The organism is Flavobacterium sp. GQ95 (assembly GCF_059758655.1).
This window is the reverse complement of sequence record NZ_JCAXEB010000002.1, coordinates 143322-155883: the sequence shown is the minus strand read 5'-3', so window position 1 is coordinate 155883 and position 12562 is coordinate 143322. Positions and strand designations below refer to the sequence as shown.

Here is a 12562-nt window from a genome sequence, read left to right as displayed (position 1 = left end):
AGTGGCAATTTTTTAATTTCAAAATTTTAACAAAGATATGTTATATTCATAAAAAAACCACCAACTTTAGGTTGATGGTTTTTATTTATAGTAGTAAGTTATTATTTGATACTTTCAATATTTACAACTTCATTTGCTTCAGCTTTATAATCAACTCCGGCAAATTCAAATCCAAATAAATTTAAGAAATCATTTCTGTATCCTGCCAAGTCTCCAATAGCCGGCAACGTTTCTGTTGTAGCTTCTTCCCAAAGTTTAGCTACTTTTGCCTGAACATCATCACGCATTTCCCAATCATCGATTCTGATTCTTCCTTTGTCATCTACAGGAACAGGTGATCCTGTGTATAATCTGTCTTGGAATAAACGTTGAATTTGTTCAATACAACCTTCGTGGATTCCTTCTTCTTTCATAATTTTATATAAAAGAGAAATATATAACGGGATTACAGGAATTGCAGAACTAGCCTGAGTAACCAAAGCTTTGTTTACAGAAACATACGCTTGTCCGCCGATAGATTTCAAACTATCAGTGATAGAGAAAGCAGTAGCCTCTAAATGGTCTTTAGCACGTCCGATTGTACCTTTACGGTAAACCGCTTCCGTTAATGATGGTCCGATATAAGAATAAGCAACTGTTACAGCACCTGGAGCTAACAAATTTTCATCTTTTAAAGCATCCATCCACATAGCCCAGTCTTCACCGCCCATTACGGCAACAGTGTTTTCAATATCTTCCTCATTTGCAGGAGCGATAGAAACCTCAGTAACATTTCCTGTATGAAAATCTACCGTTTTATTAGTAAAAGTTTGTCCGATTGGTTTTAAAGTCGAGCGATGTAGCACTCCTGTATTAGGGTTTGTTCGTACTGGTGAAGCCAAACTGTAAATAACTAAATCTACCTGACCTAAATCAGCTTTAATTAAATCCAGTGTTTGTCTTTTTATTTCATTTGAAAAAGCATCTCCATTGATACTTTTTGCATATAAACCTGCTTTGTGAGCTTCAGCTTCAAAAGCTGCAGAATTATACCATCCCGGAGAAGCTGTTTTTCCTTCAACTGGCGGTTTTTCAAAAAACACTCCAATTGTAGCTGCATCAGATCCAAAAGCACTTGTAATTCTTGAAGCCAATCCGAAACCGGTTGAAGCACCAATCACTAATACCTTTTTCGCACCTGCAATTGCTCCTTTTGATTTTATATATTCTATTTGATTTTTAACATTTTGCTCGGCTCCTTTTGGGTGGGCTGTCAAGCAAATAAATCCTCTCATTCTAGGTTCTATAATCATATTTTTATTGTTTATTCGTTCATTTGCTAATCATTAAAGTGAGGTAAATGATCCGCTTATTTACGTTTATTGAATTAGTTTTAAGATGACAAATATAAAGTATTTCTTTAGTTCAACAAGGCTTTGGCATGATTTAAAGCCGAATCAGAGACAACTGCACCGGATAACATCTGAGCAATTTCGATAACTCTTTCGTCCTGAGACAGAAGCTTTAATTCTGATTGTGTATCGTCACCAACTGTTGACTTAAACACTTTGAAGTGCGAATCTCCTTTTGCTGCTATTTGCGGTAGGTGTGTAATAGCAAAGATTTGCATATTCTTACTCATTTCTTTCATGATCTCTCCCATTCTGATTGCAATTTCTCCTGAAACTCCAGTATCAATTTCATCAAAAATTAAAGTTGGTAATTTTGAATATTGTGCCAAAATTGCTTTTACAGCCAGCATAATACGTGACATCTCCCCTCCAGAAGCTACTTTTTTCAGCAATCCAAAATCGGTTCCTTTATTTGCTGAGAATAAAAATTGCAATTCGTCCTTTCCATTTTGAAAATAGTTTTCCGATGGTAAAAGTTCAATATTGAAGCGAACATTTGGCATCCCTAACGTTTCTAAAATCGAAATTAGTTTATTCGATAAAACTGGAATTGCATTTGCTCTATTCTGATGGATTGTAGCTGAAAAACTATCTAGTTCCTGTACTTTTTGCGCTATTGAATTTGTCAATAAAGCGATTTCTTCTTCGATATTACCCAATTCTATAACAGCGTTTTCTAAATTGGCCTGAATTTGCAATAATTCATCTACAGAAATTACCTGATGTTTCTTTTGCAAATTATAAATCAATTGCAATTTTTGATTTGTAAGTTCAAGTCTTTCTGGATCATTTAATAATTTCTCCGAAGCGTTTTGCAACTCTCTTGAAACATCATCAAATTCAATTGCCACGCTTGTTATTCTTTCAAATAAACTTTGATATTCTGTCGAAAATGGGGCGATTTTTTGAAGAGATGCTTTTATTTCATTCAGATTATGAAAAACTCCAAATTGCTCCTCATTTGCAATAACCAGAGATTTATCTATTGATTCTTTTATAACTTCGACGTTATTCAGCTTTTCAAATTCCGCTTCCAGTTCTTCCTGTTCGCCGGATTTTAACTTAGCAGCAATCAATTCATTCAATAGAAAAGTATTGTATTCCTGCTCTTTCCTTGAATCACTTTGTTTTTTCAACAAAGCGTTTAATTTTGATTTATCCGACTTATAAGCTTTAAGCAACTTTTGATACTCTAAAATAGTTTCAGCATTATTGGCTATTGCGTCAATTATTTTAAACTGAACAGTTTCATCTGATAATTCCTGAGTTTGCTGTTGCGAATGAATATCAATCAAAAACAAACTTAAATCTTGCAATTCCTGAAGATTTACCGGGCTATCATTGATAAAAGCACGAGATTTTCCTGAAGGCAAAATTTCACGTCTTATAATAGTGTCATCTTCATAATCAAGATCATTTGCTTCAAAAAACTCTTTTAAGTTGTATTTAGAGATTTCAAACTGTGCCTCTATAATACATTTCTCTTCTTTATTTTTTAAGGAAGTCAAATCGGCTCTTTTTCCTAAAACTAATCCTAAAGCACCCAGAATGATCGATTTCCCTGCGCCTGTCTCACCTGTAATTATAGAAAAGCCTTTTGAAAAATCAATTGATAATTTTTCAATCAGAGCGTAGTTTTTAATCGACAGTGAAGTAATCATAAGATAAAATGTAAATAATAGAAATTAATGAAATAGTAAATCGAAAATCAATTAATATTTAATTTGCGACCATTTGGTAGAATTAAGAGGCGACACTTTATTCAAAACATCGGACAGATCACTCACTGTAATACTTGGGCCACCTGAAAAAACAGAAACAATTTCATCCGATTTTGCATCAAAAAATACCCGAGTCAAAAAAGCATTCGGTTTAACCGAATTAAATTTTCCAATAAGAAGTATTGAAGATTTAATTCTTTCTTTAGCACCTTTTAAATCATCACTCATCTTATCCAAACCACTATGATATAAAAAAGTAACCTGACGTAAATCACTATACATTGGCGAAATCATATCTGTTATTAAATAATAACGATTCTGGATTCCGTCAGCCTGGCTCCAACCTTTATAACCGCCCTGTTGTGCGACATTTGCAATATTTTGAGCAGTTTCCAGATATTGATTTCCTGCTCCCATTTGGAACGAATCTGCATCCATACCCAAAATTAAATAGCTATAAAAAGAAATCACAGACACCAGATTTGAGTCAAAAGTAGTAGGGTTGAACAACAACGGTTCGTATTCTGTATAGCGAAAACTAAAATCTTTGTCGTTAAAATTGAATATAGGAGAAGAATATGTTGAATTAAAAATCAATCTGGATGATTGTATCTGAATTGTTCCGGAAAACTGATCAGAATTATTTGATGACAAAGTGATATACATCGAACAATTGATACGTTCGTTTTGTTTTAATACTGATCCTGTCCAATCTGTTTTGTTTACAAACTCAGATAAGGAAGTTTGAAGTGTTTTAAATACTTGCTGATTAGGATTTGGCAGCCTTTCAGTATTAATAGTTACAGTGCAATTTAGCTGTTGTGCTTGTGTAAAGCCAAAAATTAAAAATACTAAAAGAGTAACTATTTTTTTCATAGAAAGATACTATTTGCCTTGGCGTAAATATAAATAATACTGATACTTATTCTGAACCTTAAAATCACTTATAATTTTGCAAAATGCGAAATCACTTTGTTTAAAATATCAACTGCTACTGATTCTTTTGATTTTAATTCCATTGGCTCAATTTTAAAATTTTTATCAATAAAAGTAACTTTATTGGTTTCTTTTTTAAAACCTGCGCCTTCATCCTGTAAAGAATTAAGAACAATCAAATCTAAGTTTTTTTTCTGAATTTTCAGCTTAGCATTTTCAATTTCATTTTGAGTTTCTAAAGCAAATCCAATTAAAAACTGCTCTTTTTTAATCGCTCCCAATGATGCTAAAATATCTTTTGTTTTTTCAAGCTCAATTGAAAACTCGTCTGCCGCTTTTTTAATTTTCTGTAAAGCAACGACTTTCGGTTTGTAGTCAGCAACTGCAGCTGCTGCAATAGCAACATCAACCTGATTATAATGTAAATGACATGCATCATACATTTCTTGTGCAGAAACCACATTTACAACTTCGACTAAACTATTTTTAGCTTTAAAATGAGTCGGGCCCGTAACCAAAATCACTTGCGCGCCTAATTTTGCAGCTTCATTGGCAATATCAAAACCCATTTTTCCTGAAGAATGGTTTCCAATAAAACGTACAGGATCTATCGCTTCGTATGTTGGTCCGGCGGTAATTAGTATTTTTTTTCCTTTTAAAGGCAATTTACTTTCTAAATCAGCCTCTAAAAAAGAAATAATATTTTCTGGCTCCGCCATTCTTCCTTCTCCGGACAAACCACTGGCAAGTTCACCATTTTCAGCAGGAATCATAGTATTACCAAATTGTTTTAAAGCAGCGAAACTAGATAAAGTGGAAGGATGTTTGTACATATCCAGATCCATTGCCGGAGCAAAATAGACAGGACATTTAGCCGATAAATAAGTTGCAATAAGAAGGTTGTCACAGTTTCCTGTAGCCATCTTAGATAATGTATTGGCAGTTGCCGGAGCAATTAACATTAAATCAGCCCAAAGTCCTAATTCAACGTGATTGTTCCAAACAGCATCTTCATCATCCTGATTAAAGAAAGTAGAGTGTACAGGATTTTTTGATAACGTAGATAACGTAAGTGGAGTTACAAAATCCTTAGAAGCAGGTGTCATTATCACTTGGACATGTGCACCTGCTTTTATAAAGAGTCGTACTAATGAGGCTGTTTTATAGGCTGCAATTCCACCAGAAACTCCCAGTAAAATTTTCTTCCCGTTTAAAACTGACATTATACTATATTATTTGTTTGAACCTCTGTGGTAAGTTTTTCCGTCTAACCATTCCTGAACAGCTAAAGCGTGTGGTTTTGGTAATTTTTCGTAAAATTTAGAAACTTCAATTTGTTCTTTATTTTCAAAAACTTCTTCAAGACTGTCATTATAAGTAGCAAACTCTTCTAATTTTTCAGTTAATTCTTTTTTGATTTCAGAATTAATTTGGTTTGCTCTTTTAGCCATAATGGTAATTGCTTCATACACATTTCCTGTTGGCTCTTCAATAACCGTTTTATTGTATGTTATTGTATTTACAGGAGCATTCGTCTTTTTTAAATCCATGACTTTATTTATTTAGTAAATTTTTGTAAATCTGTTTCAACTCTGGCGTACATTTCGTCAGCTTGTTTTTTATATTTTGTGTCGCTTTTGTACTTCAATAAGTTATTATAAGCAACTTTAGCGATATTTAAACGCTCTTCCATTTTTGCAGGAATACTGTTTATTGCCAATTGATATGCCGAATCGTATTTGTAGAACAACGCATCTTCTTTTAAAGGTGTTCCCGGAAAATCAGCAATAAAATTATCAAAAGCCACTAATGCAGATTTATAATCTGAAATAGTATTATATCCTTTAGCATTCTCGTATGCTTTTTTCTCTAATTTACCATTCAGTACTTTGACAGTCTCATTAGCCTGTGCGATGTATTCTGAATTTGGATAGTTATCAATAAATGCTTGCAATTTCTCCAAAGCTTTTACCGTATCAGCCTGATCTAAACTGTAAACCGGCGCTAATTTTGAATAACTGTAAGCTCCTAAAAATGCTGCTTCCTGTACTTTTTCACTACGTGGATAGCCTGAAACAAAACTTTCAAACTGATAACCAGCTAAATAATACTGTTGTGTTTTGTAATAAGATTGTGAAAACATATAAAAAAGCTTTTCAGCCTGAGGTTTACCTCTATATGCTGGTGCCAATTGTTCAAAAAGACGAATTGCTTTTGAATATTTTCCTGCATCATACATCTTTGTTGCCATTTCAAATTTTGCCGCAACATCTTCATTTTTCAATACCTTTTGGTAATCACTACAAGAACAAAAAAGGACAACAACAATTAATAGAGATACTATTTTTTTCATTTTCTTACTTTTATTATGATTTCTTAGACAATTATGCCAAAGCAAAATCACACCGAAGTTCCGGTGGCAAATTTAGTTATTAATTTAGCTACTACAAAATATTTTTTGGTATAATAAAATACCGATAATTTTACTCTAATTTAATGCTGTTTTTAACAAATTTATTCAATCTTTCTGCCAATGAATCATCAACAGCTACTAAAGGCAAACGCACTGTATTATCAGCAATACCAAGCGCTTGAAACACTTGTTTGATTCCGGCTGGATTTCCCTGCTCAAAAATCATATCAATACAATCTGATAAAAAATACTGTGTTTTAAAAGCTTCATTTACTTTTCTGTTCAGACCTAAACGGATCATTTCTGAAAATTCTTTAGGAAATCCCTGCCCGATAACTGATATTACACCTGCTCCACCAGCCAAAACAATTGGCAAAGCAATCATATCATCACCAGAAATAACAAGAAAATCTTTTGGTGCATTTTTTAGCAATTGTAAAGCCTGTGCCATATCGCCTGCTGCTTCTTTTATGGCTACAACATTACTGAAATCATTCGCCAGTCGAACTACCGTTGCAGGCAACATATTACTAGATGTTCTTCCCGGAACGTTGTATAAAATTACCGGAATTGGAGATGCTTCTGCAATCGCTTTAAAATGTTGATAAATTCCTTCCTGAGTTGGCTTATTATAATAAGGTGAAACAGAAAGAATCGCTTCAAAAGCAGAAAAATCACCCGTCTTTAATTCCTCAACAATCTGCATTGTATTATTACCACCAACACCAAGAACCAAAGGCAATCTTCCCTTGTTGGTATCAATTACTGTTTTTATAACTAATTCTTTTTCGGCTTGTGTTAAAGTAGCATTTTCTGCCGTTGTTCCCATAACTACAAGATATTCAACTCCTCCATCAATCGAAAAATTAACGATGCGTTGTAAAGCTTCGATATCAACTGAAAAGTCTTTTTTAAATGGAGTTACGAGCGCAACACCAGTTCCTATTAATGATTGCATATTCTAGTTTATAATTTATTTTATACTTTTTAAATACTTAAACAATTCGGAAACGAATAGTTTATAATTTCTCATTTCGGTATCAATCATCCATCGATTTAATCTTTTATCGACCGAAGAAAACCCTACCTTAAACTTCGCTTTTGATTTTGCAGTTATCAGCATCAAAATTGGCTTTTCGATTTCATAATAACTAATCAAAAGATCAAATCCTGTTTCAATAAATTCAGTCAAAAATTCTTCTGTTGGCTCTGCTTTCCAGTTGATATGTTTTTTACCAAAAGTAAGCCTTGAGTACTCTTTTTTCTTCTCAAATTTATCTCTGTACGCAACAATTTTTATGTTTTCAGGAGCAATTCCCTGAAGAACGAACTCTTTAGTTAACTCCTTTGAATGGAGAAATTCACTTTCATCTATCAATAAACCAATAGTTTGTACATTGCTTGTAAAGGCTTCGTTTTTGACAATATGCAGGTTATTTTTTAATGATTTTTTTACAAAAAATTCCTTTATATAATTTAAAAACATAGTACTTTTACCAATTACAAAATTAATTATTTAAGTCGCATTTAAGATGGTAAAACTAAAAAAGTATAACGGATTTTTAAAACTTTTTGTTATATTCTTAACACTTTTTTTTATATTCTCCTGCAGTCAGAAAAATTATAATCTGACGAAGATAGAAGGAAAACAACTTCCGATAACAGAAAAAGGCAGCGAAACTCCCGAAATTGAAAATTTCATCAAACCTTATCGCGATCATATTAATAGAGATTTAGATAGTATTTTGGCTTATTCTCCTGAAACTCTTGATAAAAGCACTGGAAAATGGCAAACAACAATTGGAAATTTAATGGCCGATGTTTGTTTACAAAGAGGAAATTTAGTTTTTAAAGCGCGTGAGAAAAAAGATATCGATTTGTGCTTATTAAACCATGGTGGAATTCGTGCAATTTTACCCAAAGGAAATGTAACAACAAGAACGGCGTACGAAATTATGCCTTTTGAAAACAGTTTGATTGTTGTTGCATTAAGCGGCAATCAAATTCTTGAAATTGCAAGCTATATTATTAAAGAGAAAAAACCACAACCATTATCTGGTATGACCTTTACGATATCAAAAGACAATACCGCCAAAAACATCCTGATTCAGGGAAAACCTATTGATGTTAATAAAACGTATTACGTGGTTACTAATGATTATTTAGCTAACGGAGGCGACAATATGAACTTTTTTCTAAAAGCAACTCAAAAGTTTGATCTGAATTATAAAATCAGAAACGTATTGATTGATTATTTCAAAGAAGTTGATACTATCCCTGTTAAAACCGATGTTCGAATTACAGTCGAATAAATCATTACTACACAAAAATTAAATTACTGCGTTTAGGCAAAAAATATATACAATGAAAAGAAGAGAATTTATCGAAAAAACAGCTGCAAGTACTGCCCTATTAAGTTTAGGTTTGTCATTAAGTAGTTTTGAAACTAACGATATTAAGCACTTAACTATTTTGCATACGAATGATGTTCACAGCCATATAGATCCTTTTCCGGCTGATGATCCGCGTAATGCAAATAAAGGTGGTGTTTCTCGAAGAGCAACTTTGATTGAAGCTATTCGTAAAGAAAATCCAAATGTACTCTTGTTAGATGCAGGTGACATTTTTCAAGGAACTCCTTATTTTAATTATTATGGAGGCGAGCTTGAATTTAAACTGATGAGTATGATGAAATATGATGCATCAACTATAGGAAACCATGATTTCGATAACGGCCTTGATGGCTTGTATGCACAAATGCCTCATGCAACTTTTGAATTTATCAATTCTAATTATGATTTTAAAAATACCGTAATGAATGGTCTTGTAAAACCGTACAAAATCTTCAATAAAAACGGAATTAAAGTTGGAGTTTTTGGATTAGGAATTGAACTTGACGGTTTAGTCGATAAAAAAATGTACAAAGAAACCGTTTACAATGATCCTGTAGAAATTGCACAGGACATGACACAATTACTGAAAAAAGAAGAAAAATGCGACTTGGTTATTTGTCTTTCTCACTTAGGTTATAGTTACAGAGATGACCAATCTAAAATTTGTGATTTGAAATTAGCCGAATTGACGCAGGATATAGATTTGATTATTGGTGGACACACGCATACATTTTTGGATAAACCAACAATTGTCAAGAATAAAGCTGGTGAAAATGTGTTAATAAATCAGGTAGGTTGCTATGGAATTAATTTAGGTCGAATTGATTTTTATTTCAATAAAGACAAAGCACATACAAACCAAGGGAAATCAATTATTGTATAATACTTTTTTCTGTGCTTTTGATCTTTCAAGAAAATATTCAACCATAAAATAATAACCTAATATTTGCGTTACATCGCGAATTAAAACAAGGACAACAGAGTACGAAAAATATTCATTGAAAATATAAAATATATCTGAAAATATATAGCAGACTGCCATTAAGGACGCTATCAAAGCAATGTGTGTACCTTTTGTAATATATCGTACAAAGCAGAAATAACTTAAAACACTAAGAACAATACCGTAAAAAGTATAAAGTGTATTGAATTTTTTCATATTGTCTGACTGCAGACTTAGAACAGAAACCAATAAATAAACAATAAATATTACCACTATTGATGTTGGCAAGATGTCTTTCTTGTTTAGTATAACTTTTTCTCGCTCTGCAATAAAAATTTTTAAAAGAAGCAGATACACCACTAAGAAACTTAAAACCCCGCCAATTTCTGATACCTCAACATCCATTAAGTCAAATACCTGGCCGATAAAACAAAATAAAAAAATAAAGGCTTCTGTTTTTCCTATTTTAAATTCACTGCTAACAAAAAAATAGAAAAATATTGCAGGTAAGACAATAGCCTTGGCATAAATTGCTATATATTCCTGCTCTGTCCAATCAAAAATGATAGTAAACAGTAATGCCAGAAAATACAAAATCAACGACGGTTTATTCGCTTTCATTCAATTTGGTTATAAAATCTTCCTCAGATAATATCGGAATATTTAATTTATTCGCTTTTTCTAATTTGGCTGGTCCCATATTATCTCCTGCAACAACAAAATCTGTTTTTGCAGAAATGGAACTTCCAACTTTTCCACCATTATCTTCGATTGTTTTCTTTAATTCATCTCTCGAAAACTGAGCAAAAACTCCTGAAACAACAAAAGTTTTTCCGATGAATTTTTCAGTAGCATTTGGATTGATTTTTTCTACTATTTCAAATTGAACTCCATAATTTTTCAGGCGCTCAATTATTCTTTTGTTTTCTTCATTTTCAAAAAACTCGATTACACTTTTTGCAATTCGTTCTCCAATTTCATCAACCAAAATTAATTCCATTAAAGAAGCCTTGCTTAGTACATCAATATTTTTATAATGTTTCGCTAATTTTTTAGCGACCGTTTCACCAACAAAACGGATTCCGAGCGCAAACAAAACACTTTCAAACGGTATTTCTTTTGATTTCTCAACACCATTTACCAGGTTCTCAGCTGATTTTTGCGCCATTCTTTCTAAATGCAATATATCAGCAACTTTCAGTTCGTATAAATCAGCGTAATTATGAACCAAACCATTTTTGAAAAGTAACGCGACGGTTTCCCCACCAAGCCCTTCAATATCCATTGCTTTTCGTGAAATATAATGTTGAATTCGTCCAATAATCTGCGGCGGACATCCGTAAAAATTTGGACAATAATGGTTTGCCTCACCTTCTGTACGAACTAATTCTGTCTGACATTCCGGACAATGTGTAATATATGCTGTTTTTTCTGAATTTTCAGGGCGCTGCTCTAAATCAACAGCGATAATCTTCGGAATAATCTCGCCTCCTTTTTCAACAAAAACAGTATCATTTATTCTGATATCTAATTTCTCAATTTGATCCGCATTGTGCAAGGAAGCTCTTTTTACAATTGTTCCGGCCAATTGTACTGGTTCTAAATTTGCAACAGGAGTAATTGCCCCCGTGCGTCCGACCTGATAAGATATTGATTTTAATTTAGTCGAAACTTGTTCCGATTTAAATTTATATGCAATAGCCCAACGTGGAGATTTTGCTGTATAACCTAATTCTTGTTGATGCTGAATACTGTTTACTTTTATAACGACACCATCTGTTTCGTATGGCAATTTATGACGATGAATATCCCAATAATCAATAAATTCGAAGACATCATGCATACTATTGACTAACTTTGCCTCGCTTGGTACTTTAAAACCCCAATTTCGGGCAGACTCTAATCCTTCAATTTGAGTAGAAAAAGGTAAATTATTGCTTGTTACAGAATATAATAAACACTCTAAAGGGCGTTTAGCAACCTCAGCACTATCTTGTAATTTTAAACTTCCCGAAGCTGTATTTCTCGGATTTGAGTATGGAGTTTCTCCAATCTCAATTAATTCCTGATTCATTTTTTCAAAACCTTTTAAAGGCAGAATAATTTCACCACGGATATCGAATTTATCCGGATAATTTCCTTTAAGTCGTAAAGGAACCGATTTTATTGTTTTAATGTTATTTGTAACCTCATCTCCCTGAAAACCATCTCCACGAGTTAAGGCCTGAACTAATTTTCCATTTTCATATGTAATACTAATAGAAGCTCCGTCATACTTTAATTCACAAGTATATTCTAATTTTACATTTCCCAGAACTCTTTGAATTCGGTTTTCCCAATCCAGTAAATCTTCTTTGGAATAAGAATTATCCAAAGAATACATACGATATTGATGCGCAATAGTTTTAAAATTCTTGGTAACAGTTCCGCCGACACGTTGCGTTGGCGAATGTTCATCAAAAAAATCAGGATTTTTTTCCTCCAGATCCTGAAGCTGTTTTAATTTAATGTCAAAATCGTAATCTGAAATTGTGGCGTTATCCAGCACATAATAATTGTAATTGTGCTGATTAAGTTCGTCTCGTAAAGCCTGAATTGTTTCTTGAATACTCATAAAATATTAAAATAATGCGGATTGTAATGTTGAATAACTGAATATCAAAATTAGAATTATTTTGCTGAAAAACATCAAAAAACAAAAGTTTTAAAAAATCAAAAATCAAGTTGCAAAACGATGCAACTTGATTTTCTTCTTGTCCACTATT

The 12562-nt window shown here is 32.7% G+C and carries 12 protein-coding genes; 2 read left to right on the top strand and 10 right to left on the bottom strand.

The genetic code is table 11. The annotated features are described in order from the left end of the window. Window positions 1–101 precede the first annotated feature (101 nt). The 8 genes from fabV to AC6CH4_RS05290 all read right to left on the bottom strand — a co-directional run bounded on the left by fabV (window position 102) and on the right by AC6CH4_RS05290 (window position 7947). The gene (fabV, locus tag AC6CH4_RS05325; RefSeq protein WP_498100839.1) at window positions 102–1292 is read right to left on the bottom strand and encodes an enoyl-ACP reductase FabV; all 1191 of its coding nucleotides are present in this window, start codon (window positions 1290–1292) and stop codon (window positions 102–104) included. A gap of 107 nt (window positions 1293–1399) precedes the next feature. Further along, window positions 1400–3052, bottom strand: a complete 1653-nt coding sequence (gene recN, locus AC6CH4_RS05320; protein WP_498100837.1) for a DNA repair protein RecN — start codon at window positions 3050–3052, stop codon at window positions 1400–1402. A gap of 51 nt (window positions 3053–3103) precedes the next feature. Then, on the bottom strand, window positions 3104–3988 hold the full coding sequence (gene porD / locus AC6CH4_RS05315) for a type IX secretion system protein PorD (protein ID WP_498100835.1): 885 nt from the start codon (window positions 3986–3988) through the stop codon (window positions 3104–3106). Window positions 3989–4056: 68 nt separating this feature from the next. Beyond that, a complete protein-coding gene (coaBC, locus tag AC6CH4_RS05310; RefSeq protein WP_498100833.1) occupies window positions 4057–5271 on the bottom strand; it encodes a bifunctional phosphopantothenoylcysteine decarboxylase/phosphopantothenate--cysteine ligase CoaBC in 1215 nt (404 codons plus the stop codon). A gap of 9 nt (window positions 5272–5280) precedes the next feature. Continuing rightward, the gene (locus AC6CH4_RS05305) at window positions 5281–5598 is read right to left on the bottom strand and encodes a DNA-directed RNA polymerase subunit omega (protein ID WP_007807938.1); all 318 of its coding nucleotides are present in this window, start codon (window positions 5596–5598) and stop codon (window positions 5281–5283) included. An 8-nt stretch (window positions 5599–5606) separates the two neighbouring features. Beyond that, window positions 5607–6401: an outer membrane protein assembly factor BamD gene (locus AC6CH4_RS05300; protein ID WP_056185383.1), complete on the bottom strand. Its 795-nt coding sequence runs from the start codon at window positions 6399–6401 to the stop codon at window positions 5607–5609. Between the two features lie 130 nt (window positions 6402–6531). Further along, on the bottom strand, window positions 6532–7419 hold the full coding sequence (dapA, locus tag AC6CH4_RS05295; protein WP_192185007.1) for a 4-hydroxy-tetrahydrodipicolinate synthase: 888 nt from the start codon (window positions 7417–7419) through the stop codon (window positions 6532–6534). 15 nt (window positions 7420–7434) lie between these two features. Beyond that, entirely contained in the window at window positions 7435–7947 is a 513-nt protein-coding gene (locus tag AC6CH4_RS05290) for a DUF6913 domain-containing protein (protein ID WP_498100831.1), read from the bottom strand. A 46-nt stretch (window positions 7948–7993) separates the two neighbouring features. Between AC6CH4_RS05290 and AC6CH4_RS05285 the strand changes: the two genes are divergently transcribed. Then, on the top strand, window positions 7994–8773 hold the full coding sequence (locus AC6CH4_RS05285) for a 5'-nucleotidase C-terminal domain-containing protein (protein WP_498100829.1): 780 nt from the start codon (window positions 7994–7996) through the stop codon (window positions 8771–8773). A gap of 52 nt (window positions 8774–8825) precedes the next feature. Further along, window positions 8826–9737: a bifunctional metallophosphatase/5'-nucleotidase gene (locus AC6CH4_RS05280; protein WP_498100827.1), complete on the top strand. Its 912-nt coding sequence runs from the start codon at window positions 8826–8828 to the stop codon at window positions 9735–9737. Here the strand turns inward: AC6CH4_RS05280 and AC6CH4_RS05275 are convergent. Beyond that, on the bottom strand, window positions 9723–10418 hold the full coding sequence (locus tag AC6CH4_RS05275) for a lysoplasmalogenase family protein (RefSeq protein WP_498100825.1): 696 nt from the start codon (window positions 10416–10418) through the stop codon (window positions 9723–9725). The genes AC6CH4_RS05280 and AC6CH4_RS05275 overlap by 15 nt on opposite strands. Then, entirely contained in the window at window positions 10405–12411 is a 2007-nt protein-coding gene (ligA, locus tag AC6CH4_RS05270; RefSeq protein ID WP_498100823.1) for an NAD-dependent DNA ligase LigA, read from the bottom strand. Before ligA ends, AC6CH4_RS05275 begins: the two co-directional genes overlap by 14 nt. Window positions 12412–12562 lie beyond the last annotated feature (151 nt).